Annotated in this window: 19 protein-coding genes; 6 read left to right on the top strand and 13 right to left on the bottom strand. The window is 69.9% G+C overall.

Annotated features, from left to right (window positions below; translation table 11 throughout):
- Window positions 1–173 precede the first annotated feature (173 nt).
- Together N5079_RS23170 and N5079_RS23165 are read left to right on the top strand one after the other, a co-directional pair.
- Window positions 174–2102 (top strand): amino acid transporter, encoded by a 1929-nt coding sequence (locus tag N5079_RS23170; protein ID WP_261586083.1) that lies wholly within the window; start codon window positions 174–176, stop codon window positions 2100–2102.
- A gap of 122 nt (window positions 2103–2224) precedes the next feature.
- A complete protein-coding gene (locus N5079_RS23165; protein WP_261586082.1) occupies window positions 2225–2689 on the top strand; it encodes a MarR family winged helix-turn-helix transcriptional regulator in 465 nt (154 codons plus the stop codon).
- A 449-nt stretch (window positions 2690–3138) separates the two neighbouring features.
- On the opposite strand, the gene N5079_RS23160 is transcribed toward N5079_RS23165, so the two are convergent.
- The 9 genes from N5079_RS23160 to N5079_RS23120 all read right to left on the bottom strand — a co-directional run bounded on the left by N5079_RS23160 (window position 3139) and on the right by N5079_RS23120 (window position 10744).
- Window positions 3139–3483 (bottom strand): RNA polymerase-binding protein RbpA, encoded by a 345-nt coding sequence (locus N5079_RS23160; RefSeq protein WP_261586081.1) that lies wholly within the window; start codon window positions 3481–3483, stop codon window positions 3139–3141.
- Window positions 3484–3606: 123 nt separating this feature from the next.
- Window positions 3607–5028 carry an MFS transporter gene (locus tag N5079_RS23155; protein WP_261586080.1) on the bottom strand — a complete coding sequence of 474 codons (1422 nt, stop codon included), beginning with the start codon at window positions 5026–5028 and terminating at the stop codon, window positions 3607–3609.
- A gap of 21 nt (window positions 5029–5049) precedes the next feature.
- Window positions 5050–5853, bottom strand: a complete 804-nt coding sequence (locus N5079_RS23150; RefSeq protein WP_261586079.1) for a glycerophosphodiester phosphodiesterase — start codon at window positions 5851–5853, stop codon at window positions 5050–5052.
- Window positions 5854–5911: 58 nt separating this feature from the next.
- Window positions 5912–6466 (bottom strand): TrmH family RNA methyltransferase, encoded by a 555-nt coding sequence (locus N5079_RS23145; RefSeq protein ID WP_261586077.1) that lies wholly within the window; start codon window positions 6464–6466, stop codon window positions 5912–5914.
- The gene (locus tag N5079_RS23140; protein ID WP_261586076.1) at window positions 6463–7074 is read right to left on the bottom strand and encodes a class I SAM-dependent methyltransferase; all 612 of its coding nucleotides are present in this window, start codon (window positions 7072–7074) and stop codon (window positions 6463–6465) included. The genes N5079_RS23145 and N5079_RS23140 overlap by 4 nt, the downstream gene beginning before the upstream one ends.
- A gap of 109 nt (window positions 7075–7183) precedes the next feature.
- Window positions 7184–7618, bottom strand: a complete 435-nt coding sequence (locus N5079_RS23135; protein WP_261586074.1) for an ester cyclase — start codon at window positions 7616–7618, stop codon at window positions 7184–7186.
- Between the two features lie 193 nt (window positions 7619–7811).
- Window positions 7812–8759, bottom strand: coding sequence for a VWA domain-containing protein (locus N5079_RS23130; protein ID WP_261586073.1), 948 nt, complete (start codon window positions 8757–8759; stop codon window positions 7812–7814).
- Complete coding sequence (locus N5079_RS23125) at window positions 8756–9673, bottom strand: DUF58 domain-containing protein (protein ID WP_261586072.1); 918 nt, start codon at window positions 9671–9673, stop codon at window positions 8756–8758. Before N5079_RS23125 ends, N5079_RS23130 begins: the two co-directional genes overlap by 4 nt.
- 96 nt (window positions 9674–9769) lie before the next feature.
- Window positions 9770–10744 (bottom strand): AAA family ATPase, encoded by a 975-nt coding sequence (locus N5079_RS23120; RefSeq protein WP_261586146.1) that lies wholly within the window; start codon window positions 10742–10744, stop codon window positions 9770–9772.
- 198 nt (window positions 10745–10942) lie between these two features.
- Here N5079_RS23120 and N5079_RS23115 point away from each other — a divergent pair, with 198 nt between their 5' ends.
- The 3 genes from N5079_RS23115 to N5079_RS23105 all read left to right on the top strand — a co-directional run bounded on the left by N5079_RS23115 (window position 10943) and on the right by N5079_RS23105 (window position 13768).
- On the top strand, window positions 10943–11698 hold the full coding sequence (locus tag N5079_RS23115; RefSeq protein WP_261586071.1) for a hypothetical protein: 756 nt from the start codon (window positions 10943–10945) through the stop codon (window positions 11696–11698).
- A 93-nt stretch (window positions 11699–11791) separates the two neighbouring features.
- Complete coding sequence (locus tag N5079_RS23110; RefSeq protein WP_261586070.1) at window positions 11792–12562, top strand: sulfite exporter TauE/SafE family protein; 771 nt, start codon at window positions 11792–11794, stop codon at window positions 12560–12562.
- A 219-nt stretch (window positions 12563–12781) separates the two neighbouring features.
- Entirely contained in the window at window positions 12782–13768 is a 987-nt protein-coding gene (locus tag N5079_RS23105) for a sensor histidine kinase (RefSeq protein WP_261586069.1), read from the top strand.
- 152 nt (window positions 13769–13920) lie between these two features.
- On the opposite strand, the gene N5079_RS23100 is transcribed toward N5079_RS23105, so the two are convergent.
- Entirely contained in the window at window positions 13921–15234 is a 1314-nt protein-coding gene (locus tag N5079_RS23100; RefSeq protein ID WP_261586068.1) for an MFS transporter, read from the bottom strand.
- A gap of 54 nt (window positions 15235–15288) precedes the next feature.
- Window positions 15289–16077, bottom strand: a complete 789-nt coding sequence (locus tag N5079_RS23095; protein ID WP_261586067.1) for a DeoR/GlpR family DNA-binding transcription regulator — start codon at window positions 16075–16077, stop codon at window positions 15289–15291.
- A gap of 71 nt (window positions 16078–16148) precedes the next feature.
- Between N5079_RS23095 and N5079_RS23090 the strand changes: the two genes are divergently transcribed.
- Window positions 16149–17174 carry a helix-turn-helix transcriptional regulator gene (locus N5079_RS23090; RefSeq protein ID WP_261586066.1) on the top strand — a complete coding sequence of 342 codons (1026 nt, stop codon included), beginning with the start codon at window positions 16149–16151 and terminating at the stop codon, window positions 17172–17174.
- Between the two features lie 191 nt (window positions 17175–17365).
- On the opposite strand, the gene N5079_RS23085 is transcribed toward N5079_RS23090, so the two are convergent.
- Together N5079_RS23085 and N5079_RS23080 are read right to left on the bottom strand one after the other, a co-directional pair.
- Window positions 17366–18088, bottom strand: coding sequence for a VOC family protein (locus tag N5079_RS23085; RefSeq protein WP_261586065.1), 723 nt, complete (start codon window positions 18086–18088; stop codon window positions 17366–17368).
- 67 nt (window positions 18089–18155) lie between these two features.
- Window positions 18156–18533, bottom strand: coding sequence for a helix-turn-helix transcriptional regulator (locus N5079_RS23080; protein WP_261586145.1), 378 nt, complete (start codon window positions 18531–18533; stop codon window positions 18156–18158).
- Between the last annotated feature and the right edge of the window lie 539 nt (window positions 18534–19072).

Genomic DNA, 19072 nt, shown 5'->3' with positions numbered 1-19072 from the left:
GTTCCTGACTGATCCCTGACGGCCGATCCCGGTATCGCCACGCGTTTTTGACGCCGGCCGATCGAGGGGCCTACGGATATATACGCTTTCTTGACGTCATGATCACGGAAATCCTCGTCTGACCTCAGTAGGGTGCTTTGCGTCTTTGTGTGCGCTTGATGTGAGGTGACGGGTTGGCCGGGTCGGTGCAGTCCGCGACGGCCGGGGACCGGTCGCTGCGGGCGTGGCTGCTGGACGGGCTCCAGCAGGGGGACCTGAAGGCGGTGGGGCCGCACGGGCCCGAGGCTCCGCACAAGCAGCACTCGTGGTGGCAGGTCATGTGCCTCACGGGCGTCGACTACTTCTCGACGCTCGGCTACCAGCCGGGGATCGCCGCGCTGGCGGCGGGGGCCCTGTCGCCGATCGCCACCCTGCTGCTCGTCCTGCTGACCCTGTTCGGCGCGCTGCCGATCTACCGGCGGGTCGCCGTCGAGAGCCCCCACGGGCAGGGCTCGATCGCCATGCTGGAGAAGCTGGTCCCGCAGTGGTGGGGCAAGCTGTTCGTGCTGGTCCTGCTCGGCTTCGCGGCCACCGACTTCGTCATCACCATCACCCTGTCGGCCGCCGACGCGACAGCCCACATCCTGGAGAACCCGTTCGTGCCGGGCTTCCTGGAGGGCCACCAGGTCCTCGTCACGCTGGTGCTCGTCGCTCTGCTCGGCGGGATCTTCCTGAAGGGGTTCCGCGAGGCCATCGGCATCGCCGTGGTGCTGGTGGGTGCCTATCTGGTGCTCAACGCCGTCGTGGTCACGGTCGGGCTGCTCCATGTGCTGCGCCAGCCGGACCTCGTCGTGAGCTGGCAGAACGTGCTGACCACCGACCACGGCAGCCCAATCGGCATGATCGCTGTCTCATTGTGGGTGATGCCCAAGCTGGCGCTCGGCATGTCCGGGTTCGAGACCGGCGTGGCCGTGATGCCGCTCGTCAAGGGCGGCCTCGCGGGGCGGATCAAGGGCACCAAACGTCTCCTGACCGTCGCCGCCCTGATCATGAGCGTCTTCCTGATCTTCAGCAGCTTCGTCACCGCCGTCCTGATCCCGGCGAAGGAGTTCGGCAAGGGCGGCAAGGCGAGTGGCCGCGCCCTGGCCTACCTCGCCCACGGCTTCCTGGGCGACTGGTTCGGCACGCTGTACGACGTCAGCACGATCGCGATCCTCTGGTTCGCGGGCGCGTCCGCGATGGCTGGGCTGCTCAACCTCGTGCCCCGCTACCTTCCCCGGTACGGCATGGCCCCCGACTGGACGCGGGCCGTACGGCCTCTGGTGCTGGTCTTCATGGTCATCGCGTTCGCCATCACGATCATCTTCGGCGCCGACGTCGAGGCGCAGGGCGGCGCGTACGCCACGGGGGTTCTGGTGCTCTTCATGTCGGCCAACGTCGCGGTGGCCATAGCCGCGGCGAGGGCGGGGCAGGTCAGGCTCCTGATGGCGTTCTCCCTGATCGGCGTGGTGCTGGCCTACACGCTGGTGGCCAACGTCTTCGAGCGGCCGGACGGCGTCAAGATCGCTTTCTTCTTCATCGTCGCGATCATCGTCACATCGCTGGTCTCGCGGGCCACGCGCTCCACCGAGCTTCGGGTGACCGAGGTCCATCTCGACCCGCTGGCCGAGCGGTTCGTCGTCGAGGCGTTGGGCGACACCCACCTGATCGCCAATGAGCCGCACGAGCGGAACCAGGCCGAGTACAACGACAAGCTGCGCGAGCAGTGGCTGAACCACCGTCTGCGCAGCTCCGAGCCGGTCATGTTCGTCGAGGTGACCGTGCCGGACGCCTCGGAGTTCGAGACCGAGCTGCGGGTCCAGGGCGAAGAGCGGTACGGCCATCGCATCCTGAGGATCGAGAGCTCGACGGTCCCGAACGCGCTCGCCGCGCTGCTGCTCTACCTCCGGGACCGAACCGGCCGGGCGCCGCACATCTACTTCCACTGGGCGGAGGGCAATCCGATCGTGGCCATGCTCCGCTATCTGATGTTCGGCGGGGGAGACGTGCCGCCGCTGACCCGCGAGGTCCTGCGGCAGGCCGAACCCAACGTCGAGCGGCGCCCGCACGTCCACGTCGGCTAGGCACCTCGGCTGGACACCACGTCGGTCAAACAGGGGTCGGCGCGCCGCTCAGCTGAGCTCTGGTCCTTGAGGCGGCCGCGCGGGTTACGTGACGCATCAACAAAAGGCCTATCATGACCATCATGACGGAACCGCGATGGCTTGATGAGCGGGAGGCCCGCATCTGGCAGGCCTATCGCGATGTGCGCCGCGAGCTGCAGAGCGCGCTCGAACGGCAGCTCGTCCGCGACGCGGGTCTGTCCGGTGCCGACTACGCGCTGCTCGTACCGCTGTCCGAGGCGCCCAAGGGTGCCTTGCGGGCCCGTGACCTCGGCCTGTCCGTCGGCTGGGACCGCAGCCGGCTGTCGCACCAGGTCGGCCGGATGGAGAAGCGGGGGCTCGTGGCCCGGGAGGAATGCGCGGAAGACGCCCGGGGCTCCATCGTGCGGTTGACCGCCGCAGGCCGGTCCGCGATCGAGGCCGCCGCGCCGGAGCACGTGGAGACCGTCCGGCGGTATTTCTTCGATCCGCTGACCGACGAGGAGCTCGACCAGCTCGGTGACGTGTTCCACCGGCTCCTCGCCAGGCTCGCCCAAGACGACGCCTGAGCCGTGTCAGCTCGCGGTCTGGTCAAGCGTCGGCACGCGGTCTGGTCAAAACGGAAGTCGCCGTCCCCCCGGGCTCCGCAGGTCCAGAGCCCAGGAAGCCCGTCTCGGTCGATGACGGCGAGGGCGGCCGCGGCCAGTTGGCCGTGAGTGAGTGAACGCGGCCAGGCCGCATGGCGGTCGGCTCGGCCTTCCCGCCGACTTCCTGATCAGCCGTGACGGGCACGTGCTCGCCGTCAAGTACGGCGAGCACGCTTATGACCAATGGTCTGTCGACGAACTGCTCGACCTGGCGTCCCACCCGCCGCGTCGGACGCCATGGGATGACGCACGGCGGCGGCGACCTCGGCGACGGCGCCCACGCGGTTTCTCGCGGAGCACAGAAGAACTCGCGGGCACAAAGAAAACGCCCCCGGTAGTGGTCTACCGGGGGCGTCTCCCTTACCTGCCGTCTACGCGCTCTTGCGCCGCTGGGCCCGGAGGATGGCGAGACGCTCGTTGAGGACCTCCTCGAGGTCCTCGATGGAGCGCCGCTCCAGCAGCATGTCCCAGTGGGTCCGGGGCGGCTTGGCCTTCTTCTGCTGGGGCTGCTCGGCGTCCATCCGGAGAGCCGGGGAGCCGCAGCTGCGGCACTCCCAGGTCGCGGGGATCTCCGCCTCGGCGGCAAGCGGTACGGTGGTGTGATGGCCCTTAGGGCAGGTGTAGGACACCTCCTGGCGCGGAGCCAGATCGGTGTTGCGGTCGTTCTCGTAGCTGGTAGCGCCGAGCCGGGTACCGCGAAGTGCACGCTCGCCCATGTTCTAAGCCTCCTGAGGTCCCCGCCTTAGAGGGGTTTGTCTCCACCGCGTACAACGCTTGATACCGTGTGTGGATTCCCACCAGAGACCTGATCCAATCGCGCTTTTTCCGGCGCGCACGGCTCAGATGTGCTCTGGCACCTCATTGCCCGCCTCGCGGATGGCCTTGGGCAGGTTGACGGCCATGAGCATCACGAAGCCGATGATGAAGAACACCACAAGTGAGACGATCGCCACCCGGTAGCTGTTGGAGAACTGCAGCGCCAGCGTGACGGTCAGCGCGCCGATGAAGGCCGACCCCTTGTCGCTGATCTGCAGCAGGCTGAAATACTCCGCCTCCCGGCCCCGGGGGATCACGTGGGAGTAGAGCGACCGGGACAGCGCCTGCGTGCCGCCCAGGACGAGGGCGATGGCGAAGCCCATGGCGTAGAACTGCGTCGCGGCGCCCTCGCGGAGGAAGACGGCCACGACGACGATCGCCGTCCACACCACCAGGCTGCCCAGCACCGTCCGCTTGGTGCCGTACCGGCGGGCGAGCAGGCCCAGGAACAGCGCGCCGAGGAACGCGACGAGCTGGACCATGAGGATGGCGGTGATCTGCACGGTCTTGCTGAGCTTGAGCGCCTCGGAGGCGTAGGCGGCCGAGTTGCCGATGACCGTCTGCACGCCGTCGTTGTAGATCAGGTAGGCCACGAGGAAGAGCAGGGTGCCGGGGTAGCGGCGCAGCTCGGCGAGGGTCCGGCCGAGCTGGCGGAAGCTCCCGCCGACCGAGCGCAGCGCCGTGCTCTCGTGCGGCGGCACGGGCCGGTTGCGCAGGGCCAGCAGCGGGATGATCGTGAAGATCGCCCACCACAGCCCGGCCGACATCATGCAGATCCGTACGGCCATGCCCTCGGACAGCCCCAGGGCGTCGTGCTTCAGGAACAGCACGAGGTTGAGCGCGAGCAGGAGGAAGCCGCCGAGGTAACCGATGGCCCAGCCGCGTGAGGAGACCGCGTCGCGCTCGTCCGCGGCGGAGATCTGCGGCAGGAACGAGTCGTAGACGACGATCGACGCGCCGTAGGAGACGTTGGCCAGGATGAACAGGACGCCGCCGAGGAGGTAGCGGTCACCGGCGACGAAGAACAGTCCCAGGGTCGCCAGCGCGCCGGCGTAGGCGAACCCGCCGAGGAGCTCCTTCTTGCGGCCGGTGTGGTCGGCCAGCGCCCCGACGATGGGCAGCAGGACGATCTGCAGCAGCACCGACGCCGTGAGGACGAGCCCGAAGAACGCCGCGGGCCGGATGTCGGCTCCGAGCACGTCGACGAAGCCGAGACGGTTCGTGGCGAGCCTGTCGAAGTCCCGCACGCACGTGTCCGCGGGCATGGACGGGAAGTCCTGGCGGCAGGCCGCGGTCTTGGCGACCGGGATGAGGTAGGGCCCGAGGAAGACCGAGATGATCGTGGTGTAGAAGGCCGAGTTGGCCCAGTCGTACCAGTACCAGCCGCGTTGCTCGCGCCTGCGCGCCTGGGGCGTCTCGGCTTCGATGACCAGGGGGGCGGTCATGGTTCTCCTTGCCTAAGTGGCCTAAGTAGGCCTGAGGGTCTCGCGAGGGTGCCACTGCCCTCGGCGGTCGAGCACGTCGCGCAGGCCGGTGATGTTGTCGGTCATGATCCCGTCGACGCCGAGGTCGAGCAGGCGTCCCATTGTCACGGGGTCGTCGATCGTCCAGACGTGGACCTGCATGCCGATGGCGTGAGCCGTACGGACGAGGGAGCGGCTGGTGACGCGCAGGCCCCGGAAGCCGATCGGGATCTGGGCGCACGGCACCCCGGCGCGGGCGAGGCCGGTCAGGAGCCGGCCGTAGCCGCCTCCCAGGGCGGCGGTGCGGAGCGCGGCGACACCTCGGGGGCCGAGCGACGAGCAGACCTCACGGCCGATCGCCTTGCGGGCCTGGGCGAGCCGCAGGTCGGAGAACGACGTGAGGCAGACCCGGTCGTAGGCGCCGGTGCGGCGGATGGCCCGGGCCAGCGGCAGGATCGCCGGGGTCTCCTTGACGTCGATGTTGAACCGCACGTCGGGCCACGTGCCGAGCAGCTCCTCGATCAGCGGGATCTCCTCGGCGCCGCCGATGCGGGCCTTCCGGACCTCGCGGTAGGGGAGCTGGGAGATCCGGCCGGCGCGATCCGTCACACGGTCGAGGGTGTGGTCGTGGAAGGCGAGCAGCACGCCGTCCGCGGTGGCGTGAGCGTCGGTCTCCAGGTAGGAGTAGCCGAGGTCCACGGCCCTGGAGAAAGCGGACATGGTGTTCTCCCGGCCCTCCGCCGCCCCTCCGCGGTGCGCGAAGGCCAGCGGCCCCGGGTGGTCGAGAAACGGGTAGCGGCGCTGCACGAGCAGAGTATGCCGGTTGCCAGGCCGTGCCGTCAGCGAGCACCGGTGAAGATTTGGGTCACGAGCTCCCCATTGAGACCCATTCCTGCCGCCTGACCTCGGCGATCACGATGGCGGCCGCGACCGCCACGTTGAAGGAGCCGACCCTTCCGACCTGCGGGATGTAGACGACGCCGTCGGCCGCTTCGAGCGAGGCGGGGGAGCAGCCGTGGTCCTCGCTGCCGAGCACCAGGCACACGTCTCCGCCCAGCTTGGCCTCCGGCAGCGGTACGGCGTCGCCGGTCAGCTCGACGGCGACGACGGTGAACCCGTCCTCCTTGGCGGCCCTGACGGCCTCGGAGACCGGGACGGGCTCGTGCCACTCGACGAGCCGGTCGGTGCCGAGCGCGGTCTTCTGCGCCTTGGGGTTCGTCGGCGGCGTGGCGTTCCCGGCGAGCCAGATCGTGTCCACGCCGAAGGCGGCGGCCGTGCGGAAGATCGACCCGACGTTGAACGGGCCCGTCACCGACTCCACGATCAGCGCGAGCCGTCCCTGGGTGTTGCGGCGCCAGGTGCGGTTCAGCCGCTTGACATCGGTCGGCCGCAGTTGCCTGCGCGGGTTCGGGGTGCTCATCGGGCGGGTGTCACTTTCCGGGCCGTCACTTTCAGGATTCGGTAGGCGGCGCGGGAGGCCGGCCGGGTGGTGGGCCAGCCCTGGTCGCTCAGCCAGCGTTGCAGGGAGTCGGAGCCGAGGTGCTTCTGGACCACGAGGTGGGCCACGCCGTCGGGGCTGAGCCGGTCCAGCCATCGGGTCAGCATCTCGTGAAGAGCGGGCTTGCCGATGCGGATCGCGGGGTTGGACCAGATGGCCCGGAAATGGACATCGTCTGGCACGTCGTCCACGTGAACCGGCCTTACTTTGTCAAGGCCGGCGCTTTTGGCGTTCCGCTCGCACAGCTCGACCGAGCGGCGGTTGACGTCGACCGCCCAGACCGTCGCGCCGGGCGCCCTCGACGCCATCGTCAGCGCGATCGGGCCGTAGCCGCAGCCCAGGTCGAGCAGGTCGCCCTCGGCGGGCGGCGGTGGCACGGTCTCCAGCAGCACCCGGGTGCCGGCGTCGACCCGGTCGGGGGAAAAGACCCCCCGGTCGGTCTCCAGCCGCAGGTGCAGATCGGGGAGGACCAGGGTCACCTGGCCGGGACGGCTGGCCGCCTGGGGGCTCTCCTCGAAGTAATGTGCCACGTGCCCAAACGTACCAATGCCCGGGAGCCGGTGATCCCGTGTCCAAAGGGGAAGAGGACCTTCGATCTGGTTTTGGGACAGCGCTCGTGCCCCGAAGCGTCCCCGCGGCTCAGGGCGCGGGATTGACGGCGAGCCCCACACCGAGGCGAGCGAAAAGCTCCAACTGGTCGAAGTAGTTCCGGCAGCTGACGATGAGCCCGTTCTCGACGGTGAAGGCGGCGCACATGCGGACGCTGACGCCTCGGCCGGTCGGCTCCAGCACTTCACCTCCCGGCAGGAGCAGCGGACCCCGATGCGTACCGGTGCACATGCCCTCGACCACCACGATGTCACCGAATGCGTACGTGCTCCAGACCGTCACACGAGCGTCCGGGAAGGCGTCCAGGAACAGGGCGTAGTAGGACGCGACCTCTTCGTGACCCTCCGCCTGGCCTGCCGGGCCCACCCTGACGACGTCGCGGCTGAACCACCGCATCGTGCCATCGAGGTCGTGATCGTTGAGCGTCCTTATGGCCTGGTCGACGATCTTCTCGGCGTCTGACATTGCGAGCACCCCCCCGTCGCGCATGTGGGGGTTCACGCTACCGATGCCTCCGCAAGCCGGGGCCAAAGGGCTTTTACCGGAAACTGAACCATGGTGAGTCACCGCTTCCGCGTGCCGTTCACAGGGCCGTTCACAGGGCCGTTCACAGGGCCGTCCCTAGGGCCGTTCACAGGGCGGCGGACCTTGTGAACTTTCAGGGCAGCCGGGCGCCCAGGAGCATGGCCGCCCCAGCGAGCAGGAGCCCGGCGACGATCGCGGCGATGAGGAACCGCTGGGTGACCTCCTGGTGGACGACTTTGTAGCCGAGTGACGTGCCGATCTGCGCGTACACGTCGCGGAGTTCGCTGCCCGACTCGGCCGTGTAGGCCCGGCCGCCCGTGCCGTCCGACAGTGACTTCAGCGTGGCCTTGTTGACCGGCACCTGGATGGGCCTGTTGTCGATGGTCACCGTGCCCTCGGGCGTGCCGTACGCGATGGTGGAGACGGGCACCTTGGCGCCGGTGGACGCCTCGATGGCCTCGTTGACCGACCGGCCGGAGGTGTTGTCCCCGTCGGACAGCAGCACGATCGCGGAGGGCGGCGGGTCGGTGACCGCCCGCTGGTCGAACGACCTGATCGAGTCGAGCGAGTTGAACACGGCCTCGCCGATCGCGGTGCCGGGCCGCGTGGTCAGGTTGGAGATCGCGGTGTTGACGGCCGTGTGGTCGGTCGTGGGGGAGATCACCACGGCCGCCGACCGGGCGAAGGCCACCACGCCGACGTTGAAGCGTTCGGGCAGGTCGTTGACGAACTGCTGGGCGGCCTGCTTGGCGGCGATCAGCCGGGTCGGCGGGACGTCCCCGGCCTCCATGGACAGCGAGATGTCCACGGCGATCATGATCGTGGCGCGGTCGCGGGGCACCCGGACGGCGTCCGCCGGTCTGGCCGCGCCGAGGATCAGCAGGCTCATCATGACCAGGAACAGCGCCGCCGGGACGTGCCGCCGCCAGGCCGGGCGCTCGGGGGCGACCAGCGACAGCAGCGCCAGGTTGGTGAAGCGCACCGTGTAGCGGCGGCGGGCGAACTGCAGCGCGACGTACGCCGCGGCCAGCGCGACCACCAGGACGAACAGCCAGAGCCAGCCGGGCGATAGGAAGATCACTTTCCTCCCCCTCTTGTGGCCGTGCGGCGTATCAGGTGGGAGGTGCGCCGTTGCCGCAGGACGAACTGGGCGATGTCGAACACCCAGTCACGGTCGGTGCGCAGGACCAGGTGCCCCGCCCCGGCGCGGCGCAGCGCGATCCGGGTCGACTCCCGCTGCTCGGACGCCGCCTCCGCGTAGCGCTCCCTGATCTGCCTCGACAGGAAGATGTCGCGGGTGCGGCCGGACTCCGGGTCGGCCAGCGTCACCAGGCCGACGTCGGGCAGCTCCAGCTCACGCGGGTCGATGACCTCCACCGCCAGCACCTGATGGCGGGCGGCCAGCCGGCGGATGGGCCGCTCCCAGCCGCCGGGGTCGTCCAGGAAGTCGGACACGATCACCCTCAGGCCGCGCCTGCCGTGGGCGGCGGACATCATCTCGACCGCCTGCCCGAGGTCGGTGGCCCCCCGCGCGGGCGGGGCGCTCAGCAGGGAGTGGAGCAGCCCGTACAGCGGCGGCCGGCCGGGCCGCGCCGGGTAGCGGTGGACGTCCTCCCCGTGCAGGATGTAGGCGCCGAACCGGTCGCCGATCCGGCTCGCCAGGAAGCCGATTGCGCCCACGGCCGAGATCACCAGGTCGCGCTTGGCGACGTCGGCGGTCCCGAACTCCATGCTGGCCGACAGGTCGACGAGGGCCCAGGTCTCCAGCTCCCTGTCGGCGATGAGGTCGCGCACGTGGGGCGTGGTGGTGCGGGCGGTGACCGCCCAGTCCATCCGCCGCACGTCGTCCTCGCCGGGCACGTAGACGCGGGTGTCGCCCAGCTCGCTGCCCGGCCCCGGGATCAGCCCCTGGTGCCCGCCGTGCAGCAGCCCGTCGAGCCGCCGCACCACGGTCAGCTCCAGCCGCCGCAGCGCCTGCTCGGGCGTCGTGGTCACCGGCCGCTCACCGCTCCTCGTTCGCTTCGGGGGCCGCTCGTCCCCCGCGTGCCGCTTCGCTCACCGCGTCGGATTCCCTCCGTGCTCACCGGCCGCTCACCTGTCCTCCCGCCGGTCCTCCCGCCGCGGCCCCGGGTTGCTCCACACGACGAGCGGCGGTGGCACGGCCTGCAGGATGCGGCGCACCACGTCCTCGGCGTCCACGTCGTCGGCCAGCGCGTCGAAGGTCAGCATCAGCCGATGGGACATGACGTCGACGGCGACGTCCTGGATGTCGTCGGGCAGCAGGTAGTCACGACCCCGGAGCAGGGCGAGCGCCCGGCCGGCGGCGATCAGGCCCAGCGTCGCCCGGGGGCTCACGCCGATCTCGATCGTCTCCTCCAGGTCGCCCAGGCCGTACTCGGAGGGGGCCCGCGTGGCCATGACCAGCCGTACGACGTAGTCGGCGACGAGCTGGTGGACCGAGACCTCCTCGGCCAGGTCCTGCAGCTTCAGCAGCCGCGCCGGGTCGAGCACGGGGCGGGGCACCGGCGGGCGGACGCTCATCCGGTGCAGGATCTCCAGCTCCTCGTGGGCACTCGGATGGGCCACCCGCACCTTGAACAGGAACCGGTCGCGCTGCACCTCCGGCAGCGGGTAGACGCCCTCGGACTCGATCGGGTTCTGCGTGGCCAGCACGATGAACGGCCTCGGCAGCGGGTGCGTGCGCCCGGCCAGCGTGACCTGCCGCTCGGCCATGACCTCCAGCAGCGCCGACTGCACCTTCGCCGGCGCGCGGTTGATCTCGTCGGCCAGCAGGAAGTTGACGAACACCGGACCCAGCTCGACGTCGAACCGCTCGGAGCTCGGGTGGTAGACGCGGGTGCCGATGATGTCGCTCGGCACCAGGTCGGGGGTGAACTGGATCCGGGCGAACGTGCCGCCCACCACGGTCGCCAGCGTGGAGGCGGCCAGCGTCTTGGCGACCCCCGGCACGCCCTCCAGGAGGCAGTGCCCCCGTGCGAGTAGGGCGACCAGCAGCCGCTCGACCATGTGGTCCTGGCCGACGATGACCCGCCGGACCTGGGTCATGGCGTCGTGCAGCACCTCGAGGTCCGCCTCCGATTCCTGGGTCGCCACGGCCTTTCCCGGCTCCGGGTCACTGCGTTCATCGGCAACGGTCATGCACGTTATTCAATCGTGACTCGGCGGGAGAATCCATTTCTTGCTCATTTGCCCGTGCGACCGCATGGACACACACCTCGCTGGTGCGTGTGTTTTCATGAGGTGATGGTCACTCCGCTGCAGTACGGCGACCCGCCCCACCTGGGGCCGTTCGTGTTGCAGGCGCGTCTGCGGACCGCGCCGGCCGGGCTGGTCTACCTCGGCCAGGCGCCCGACGGTCGGGCGGTTTCCGTGGCCGTTCTCACCAGCGGGGCGGCGCTCGACGCGGCCGCCAGGGACCGGTTCGTGACCGCCATCAAGGAGGCCGAGCAGCGCCGCACAGGCATCCGCGGCTGGGGCGCCTCACTGGTCGAACGGGTCCGCGGCCGGGTGGCGGCCGACTCGCCCCCGGTCGTGGCGATGCAGGACGGCCACGCCCCCTGGGTGGCCGTGCCGTACGTGCCGGGAGGGCCGGGCGCGGAGCGGTTCCTCGACCCGGTGATGGTCTCCGGGACGCTGATCGGCGAACGGCACGGGCCGGAGTTCGTGCCCCACTGGCTGGGCGACCGCGACCCCGCGCTGCCCGCTCCGCCGGCGCCCGCTCCGCCGCCGGTCTCGACGCGCCGGTCGGTGGTCCTGGCCTCCGCGCTGCTGGCCACGCTGGTCCTGGTGCTGATGGTCGTGCTGTGGCTGCTCGTGTTCCGCGGCGACGAGGATCCGGCGCCGCCCCGGCCCCTGCCGGCCACGAACTTCGTCCCCACGCCGCCGCCGGTGCCGACGTCGCCGGAGCCGCGGCAGCCCACACCGAGCCCCTCCGGGGGCGGCACGGGCAGCCGTACGCCGATGCCTCCCGGCAACGACGACCAGGGCCAGGACATCTGAGCGCGGGGCCCCGCGCGACGGCGGCTAGTCTCGGCATGGTCAAAAGAGTCTGAGGTCAGGACCTGGACTGGACCAAGAGGAGGGCCGCGCCGCATGCAGGCCGGACAGATCGTGCTCCTGCTTCTGGCGGCGCTCGCCGCGGGCTGGGTGGACGCCGTCGTCGGCGGGGGAGGGCTGCTGCAGCTTCCGGCGCTGATCCTGGCCGGCCTCTCTCCCGTTCAGGCGCTGGCCACCAACAAGTCCGCCGCGATCTTCGGTACGGCTTCCGCCGCGGTGACCTACGCCCGCAGGACGAAGTTCGACCGGGCGGTGGCCGTGCCGTCCGGGCTGCTGGCCGTGGCCTTCGCGGGGCTCGGCGCCGCCTCCGCGGCCCTGCTGGACGCGGCGGTGCTCAAGCCACTGGTCATGGTCGTGCTGCTCGGGGTTGCGGCGTTCGTGACGCTGCGGCCGGCGTTCGGGCGGATGCCGCACCCGCATCTGCGGACGCGGGGCCGGGTGGTGGCCGCCGTCGCGGTGGCCGGGATGGCGATCGCCTTCTACGACGGCATCCTGGGGCCAGGGACCGGCACGTTCCTGCTCATCGCGTTCACCTCGATTCTGGGCATGGACTTCGTGCACGCCTCCGCGACCGCGAAGGTCATCAACACCGGCACCAACCTCGGGGCGCTGATCGTCTTCGGTCTCCAGGGTCACGTGCTGTGGGGGCTCGGGCTCGGCATGGCGGCCTGCAACATCGCCGGGGCCCAGATCGGCGCCCGCATGGCGTTGAAGCGCGGGGCCGGGTTCGTGCGGGTGGTCCTGCTCTGCGTGGTGACCGCTCTCGTCCTGAAGCTCGGCTACGAGGAACTCGCCCCCCGCTTGTGAAGATTGACGAACCGGTCAATCGAGCATAAACAGCAGTACTGTATCTTGATGGGGCAAATTGTGACTTAGGTCCTAAAACCACATATGGTGCGAGATGGGGGATCGCGTGCCATGCAGGTGCCGAACAGGCTTTTGAGGACGGCGCTTAAGCACGCCGGGAAGCGCGGGGGACGGCGCCGGTTCACGGACCGGTGGGCCGCTCTTTCGTCGTTGGCCGCCATGGGTCCGCCCCTGACTCATGGGGGATCCTCCCCGGAGACCGGGACCCTCCTCCTGACCCTCCCCCTGACGGTCCCCGTCCACGTGTGCGTAGTGGAGGCGATCGCCGTCGTCGTGCTGGCGGCGACCGTGTGGAAGGTGACCAGGCGGACCCGCCGGCTCGTGAAGGGCATCTGCACGCAGCTCTCGGAGATCAACGACAGCGACCGGCACGATCACGTGTCCTTACCTCCCGGCCAGGATGAGATCGTCCAGCTCACCCGCAGCGTGAACAAGACCCTGGACCAGTGCGAGCGTGAACGCCAGTTCTCCTCGGACGTCTGCCACGAGCTCCGCACCCCGCTCGCCGGGCTGCGCCTGGAAGTCGAGGAGGCGCGGCTCCATCCCGACCACACGGATTACGACCTCCTGCTCGGCCGCGTGCTCGGCAACCTCGACCGCGTGGAGGCCATCATCGCCGACATGCTGGTGCTCGCCAGGACCCGATCGGGCCAGGACGCCGATCCCGAGCTCTTCGACCTGGCCGAGGTGGTCAAGGAGGTGGTCAGCGGGCGCGTGGACCGGGTGCCGGTCAGCGTCAGGCTCATCTCCGGAGTGGTCGTCTGCGGCGTGCGCGAGCACCTGTGCCGCGTGCTCACCAACCTGCTCGACAACGCCCAGCGGCACGCCGAGAGCGCCGTGGAGGTCGAGATCACGCGTGGCCGGGACGGCTTCGCGGAGCTGGTCGTGTCCGACGACGGGCACGGCATCCCGGAGCGGGACCGGGAACGGGTCTTCGAGCGTTTCACCCGCTTGGAGGAGGGCCGCCGCCGCGACGGGAAGGGCACCGGCCTCGGCCTGGCGCTCGTCATGGACGTCGCCCGCGCGCACTCCGGGTCCATCCACGTGGAGGACTCTCACCTCGGCGGCGCGCGATTCCTCTTCCGCCTGCCCCTCGCGGTTCCTCCCCGGACCGACAGCCTCGGGGGAGACTTCGCGGACGAATGACGTGGACCTGATAGACGGCGCGCCCACTCGCCGTCTTCGGGCTCGCCCGGCGAGCGTGCGCGCATGCCCACTCGCCCCCGCCCCCCTCACGTCCCCCCCACGTCACCCCCGCCCTCCTGCCGACGTCGAGGTGGCCTGGCGATCGAGGGAGGTCACGCGTGGGCGCGGGGCGGGGGAGCCGTGGTGGACGCCTCGCCCGCGGCCTGCGTCCGAGGTGACCGTACGGCCGGAGCCGCGAAGGCGACGAACAGCGCCAGGACGGCCGGGACGAACAGTGCATAGGGAAGGGTGAGCAGCTCAGCGGTCCCTCCGATCAGCACCGGCCCCGCCAGGAAGCCCGTGTAGCCGAGGCTCGCCACGGTTGCCAGAGCGCGCCCCGCCTGCGCGGGATCGCGATGCCCGGCGGCCGAGAAGACCTGCGGGATGATGCACGACAGCCCCGCGCCGAAGAGGCCGAAGCCGATCACGCCCGCCACCGGCCGGCCGATCAGGAGGGAGATCGCGAGCCCGGCGGCAGCGAGTGTGCCGCAGCACCGGACGAGCATCACGGGGCCGAGGCGGGCGGCGAGCCGGTCACCGGCGAAACGTCCCGCCGTCATCATGATCGAGAACGCGGCGTATCCGGCGGCCGCGAAGCCGGGTGAGGATCCGAGGTCGTCGCGCAGGTAGACCGAGCTCCAGTCGGCGGAGGCTCCCTCGCCGACGAGGCAGCAGAACGCCAGCACACCGAGGAACAGGGCCCCGCCCGCCGTCCGGCGCCGCCGTACAGTCACGGGGTCCAGCGAACGCGGTGCCCGGCCGTCCGCCGGCTCGGTCAGATGGCCGGCCGCCACGGTGCCGGAGGGTGGCGGGTCCGTGGGCGGCGGCGTGTGGCGGCGGGGATCGTCTCGCATGGCCCAGCGGGACGAGAGCAGGGCGATGGTGAGGACCACCGCCCCGACGACGGCGAAGGTGACGCCGGGGCTGACACCCGCGTGGGCGAACAGGCCGCCGGCCGCCGCCCCGGCGAACCCGCCGATGCTGAACACCGCGTGGAACGAGGACATGATCGGCTTGCCGTACGCGCGCTCGACCACGACGGCGTTGGCGTTCATCGCGACGTCGAGCGTGCCGTGGACGGCGCCGAACAGGAACAGGGCCAGGGCCAGCGTGACCAGGCCGGGCATGTAGGCGGGGATCACCAGGACGACGCCCTGGGCGAGGGCCATCGGGATCATGACCCGGTCGCTGCCGTACCTGTCGACGAGACGGCCGACGACCTGCATGCCGGTGATCGCTCCCGCCGCGATGCCGAGGAGTCCGAGGCTCAGCCGGCCGTCACTCAGATGGAGGCCGCTCTTGATGGCGGGTATGCGGGCCGTCCAGGTGCCGATGGCCATCCCGGCGAGCAGGAACAGCCCGAAGACGGCCACGCGGGCGCGGAGCGGGGACGGCCGGGCGGGGGAGAGGAGAGCCGTGAGAGCCATGTCGGGACGCTCCAGGGGTGGGGCAGTGGGGCAGTGGGGCAGTGGTATCCGTGGTCACGGGGTCGCGGGGAGGGCCTGGACAGCGCGGACGGCGCGGACGGTCACTCCCGCGGCGGTCAGGGCGTCGTGCTGGTCCTGGGGGATGCCGTCGTCGGTCACCACCACATCGAGCCTGTCGAGCGGGCAGACGGCGCCGAAGGCGGTGCGGGTGAACTTGCCCGAGTCGCAGGCCACCAGGACGCGGCGGGCGGACATGATCGCGGCCTGCTTGATGGCCACTTCGGGCAGGTCGTGGGCGGTCAGGCCGTGCTCCGCCGACAGGCCGCAGCAGCCTATTACCGCGGTGTCGAACCGGAGGGCCCTGATGGAGGTCTCGGTGAGCGGGCCGACGAAGTTCATCTCGCCGTGCCGCACCTCGCCTCCCGGCAGGACGAGGCGGATGCGCGGCGCGGTGGCGAGCTCCTGAGCGGCCTGGAGCGCCAGGGGCAGCACGGTCAGGCGGCGCTCGCGGATCGCCCGCGCGACCTCCAGCACCGTGGTGCCGCCGTCGAGCAGCACGGCCTCGCCGTCGGCGAGCAGGCCCGCGACCTCGGCCGCGATCCGCCGCTTGGCGTCGGTCGCCTCCCGTTCCCGCACCCCGAAGGGCGGTTCCTCGCCGCGCAGGAGCAGGCTGAGCGCGCCTCCGCGGACGCGCCTGACCACGCCCTGCTGGGCCAGCTCGTCCAGGTCGCGCCGGATGGTCATCTCGGAGACCTGGTAGAGGGCGGCCAGCTCGGCGACCGAGACGCTGTCGGACGTGCGCAGCGCGCCCATGATGGCGCGTATGCGGTTGGCACTCTCCATGTGTGCATTTGAACATGGTGGTTGTGCGCAAAGCAAATGAATCTACGTTGTAAAGGTGGCAGACTGGACGCATGCGCGCGAGCCGGTTACTGTCCCTCCTGCTGCTGTTACAGACCCGCGGCAGCATGAACGCCTCAGAGCTGGCCGCCGAGCTGGAAGTATCGGTCCGTACGGTCTACCGCGACGTGGAGGCTCTGTCGGCGGCCGGCGTGCCGGTCTACGCGGACAGGGGGCCGCTCGGGGGATATCGGCTGCTCGACGGGTATCGCACTCGGCTGAACGGGCTGACCGCCGAGGAGGCGTCGTCCCTGTTTCTGGCCGGCCTTCCCGGCCCCGCCGCGGAGCTGGGCCTGGCGGACGTCGCGGCGGCGGCCGAGCTGAAGCTCCTCGCCGCGCTGCCGCCGGAGCCACGCTCCCACGCCGCCAGGATGCGGGAGCGGTTCCACCTCGACGTGCCCGGCTGGTACCGGAGCAGCGACGACGCACCGTTCCTGACGCAGGTCGCGGAGGCCGTCTGGGAGGACCGCGTGGTCCGGCTCCGCTACCGCCGATGGGGGCCCTCCGAGGTCGAGCGCCTGATCCACCCCTACGGTCTCGTCCTCAAGGGCGGGTCGTGGTATCTGGCGGCCGCCTGCTCGGAAAGCGTCCGGACTTATCGGGTCAGCCGGATCATCGGGGTGGACGTCCTGGATGAGCGGTTCAAGCGGCCGGCGGATTTCGACCTGGTCGCGTTCTGGCGGGAGTTCGCCGCCGACTTCGCCTCCCGCATGTACACTGCCCACGCCGTCGTACGGCTCGCACCGGAGATCGAGGGCCTCCTGCGGTACACGATCGGCGACGACGTCGTCGACAAGGCCCTGGCCGACGGTGTCACCGACGGCGACGGCTGGACCCGCGTCATGCTTCCCATCGAGTCGATCCGGCACGCCCGGTGGCAGTTCCTCCGCCTCGGAGCATCCGTCGAGGTCCTGGAACCGCCCGAGCTACGCGATCTCATGGTGCAGGCCGTGTCGGAGCTTTCCGGCATGTACGGCATCGGCAGCCCCGACCCTGCCCCGACGTCATTGCGCACCTCGAAGCCGGGAACGTCCCGGTAGAAGGGGCGTCGGTAAGAAGCCTGTCATGACCCCCAAACGACGTTGATTTTGACCTGTCTAGGCGATGCTGAGCGGGCATGACACCATGTGGCGCCCAGGTTGCTGGCGGCGGCCTGGAGGGCACGGGCGGCCGTCGAGGCATCACATCGTGCCCCGGGTGGAGTGGAGGCGCGCCTCCGGGTCTGGTCACGCTATCGGGAGGTCAGCACACAGAACTCATTGCCATCGGGATCGGCCATCACTACCTGACTGACCTCGCGCCGGCCGATGTCGATTCGAGTCGCTCCGAGGGAGATGAGACGGTCGACCTCCGCTTGCTGATCACCGTGCGTAGGTGGAGCAAGGTCGAAGTGCAGTCTGTTCTTCCCGGTCTTCGACGCCACTGGCGGACCGCCCCATGTGATCTTCGGACCACCGTGCGGCGAGCGGATGGCGGTCTCCTGGTCCTGGTCCCAGACCAACGGCCAGCCCAGCGCTTCGCTCCAGAAGTACCCGACCTCCTGCGAACCGTCGCACGCGAGCGCTCCGATGAATCCGCAGTCAGCGAGGAATTTGTTGTCCGGCTCGATGACGCAGAACTCGTTGCCTTCGGGGTCGGCGAGCACCACATGACCCTCCTCCGGGCGTTGCCCGATGTCGATGTGCCGCGCACCGAGTCCGAGCGACCTCGCCACCGTCTGCTCCTGGTCCTCGAGGGACGTGCTCGTCAGATCGAAGTGCATCTGGTTCGGGCCGGTCTTCTTCTCCTGGGTCGGAAGACATCGGATCCTGAACCCGGTGTCATCGCTCGGCAGGAGCGTGATGCCATCGTGGGGGTCGTTGGCCATCTCCCAGCCCAGGACTCCGGCCCAGAAGCGCGCGAGACGGAGCGGGTCGTTCGCATCGAAGCAGAGCGCGACGAGCTGAGAAGTCATCCGCATCTCCAATCTGCTACACAATCGACGGCGATGAAACTCTGTGAAAGCTTGATGTCCATGCGTCTCACGCTATGGGCGGGGGAGGCTTCGGCTCTCTATTCCTGATCGGTCGCGTGTGGATCTTGGCGACGCATGCCGGGACGGTGGCGCCCTCGTCATGGCGGCGGGCCCGGTATGAGCTCGGGCTCTCGCCGACCAACTCGGTGAACCGCGAGCTGAACGATCCCAGGGATGTGCATCCGACCGCGAAACAGACCTCCGTCACCGTCAGGTCACCTCGCCGCAGCAGGGCCTTGGCCCGCTCGATCCGGCGCGTCATCAGGTAGCTGTAGGGCGTCTCCCCGAAGGCGGCGCGGAAGCTGCGGGAGAAATGGCCCGGCGACATGAGGGCGGCGCGGGCCAGCGCCGGAACGTCGAGCGGCTTCGCGTAGTCGCGGTCCATGAGGTCACGGGCTCGGCGCAGCCGGACAAGGTCCTCCAACGTCACGCGACCAGCATCCCACAGCACCGATCGCCGCCGGCGGCGGCGATTCTGTGGCTGTAGCTGGTGGTTGCTGCGACGGCTGTCAGCACGGCGAGGCCGATTGCGCACCCACCTGGCGGGACATGTTCACCAGCCCGGAGGTAAGGCCCGCATGAGTGTGTTCGATCTGCCGCATGTCGATGCTGGAGACCTCGCCTTCGTATTGCGGCAGGGAGAGACGGGCTCGACGGCGTTTCGCCGATTGCCACTCCAACTTCGCGCCCAGCTATGCCACCGTGGTCGGACTCCTACGGGCCTAATTTACTTTGTAAAGGCGGAGGGTTCGGTTGACTCAACCCATTAGCCTCCAAAACCAAGCAGCCAGGGCAGCACCCCACGAAAAATCGGCGTCGGGCTCAGCGCTCTTCGGCGCGGCTGGGCCCGTCCTGGCCGCGCCGGTGCGGGTGGCCGGAGTTTTCGGTGTGGTGGGGGAGCGAACCTTCGACTTGAACGGTGTC

Origin of the sequence: Planotetraspora sp. A-T 1434, assembly GCF_025420585.1 — a bacterium.
Lineage (GTDB): Bacteria > Actinomycetota > Actinomycetes > Streptosporangiales > Streptosporangiaceae > JAOEGB01.
The sequence above is the reverse complement of the archived record's forward strand: the minus strand, read 5'-3'. Positions and strand labels throughout refer to the sequence as shown.

Coding starts and splice junctions, on each gene's coding strand:
- N5079_RS23120 (WP_261586146.1), bottom strand. CDS start 10,744: ATGACCCAGGTCCGGCGGGTCATCGTCGGCCAGGACCACATGGTCGAG.
- N5079_RS23100 (WP_261586068.1), bottom strand. CDS start 15,234: ATGGCTCTCACGGCTCTCCTCTCCCCCGCCCGGCCGTCCCCGCTCCGC.
- N5079_RS23160 (WP_261586081.1), bottom strand. CDS start 3,483: ATGGGCGAGCGTGCACTTCGCGGTACCCGGCTCGGCGCTACCAGCTAC.
- N5079_RS23115 (WP_261586071.1), top strand. CDS start 10,943: ATGGTCACTCCGCTGCAGTACGGCGACCCGCCCCACCTGGGGCCGTTC.
- N5079_RS23135 (WP_261586074.1), bottom strand. CDS start 7,618: ATGTCAGACGCCGAGAAGATCGTCGACCAGGCCATAAGGACGCTCAAC.
- N5079_RS23080 (WP_261586145.1), bottom strand. CDS start 18,533: ATGGACCGCGACTACGCGAAGCCGCTCGACGTTCCGGCGCTGGCCCGC.
- N5079_RS23105 (WP_261586069.1), top strand. CDS start 12,782: ATGGGTCCGCCCCTGACTCATGGGGGATCCTCCCCGGAGACCGGGACC.
- N5079_RS23090 (WP_261586066.1), top strand. CDS start 16,149: ATGCGCGCGAGCCGGTTACTGTCCCTCCTGCTGCTGTTACAGACCCGC.
- N5079_RS23085 (WP_261586065.1), bottom strand. CDS start 18,088: ATGACTTCTCAGCTCGTCGCGCTCTGCTTCGATGCGAACGACCCGCTC.
- N5079_RS23155 (WP_261586080.1), bottom strand. CDS start 5,028: ATGACCGCCCCCCTGGTCATCGAAGCCGAGACGCCCCAGGCGCGCAGG.
- N5079_RS23110 (WP_261586070.1), top strand. CDS start 11,792: ATGCAGGCCGGACAGATCGTGCTCCTGCTTCTGGCGGCGCTCGCCGCG.
- N5079_RS23145 (WP_261586077.1), bottom strand. CDS start 6,466: ATGAGCACCCCGAACCCGCGCAGGCAACTGCGGCCGACCGATGTCAAG.
- N5079_RS23095 (WP_261586067.1), bottom strand. CDS start 16,077: ATGGAGAGTGCCAACCGCATACGCGCCATCATGGGCGCGCTGCGCACG.
- N5079_RS23165 (WP_261586082.1), top strand. CDS start 2,225: ATGACGGAACCGCGATGGCTTGATGAGCGGGAGGCCCGCATCTGGCAG.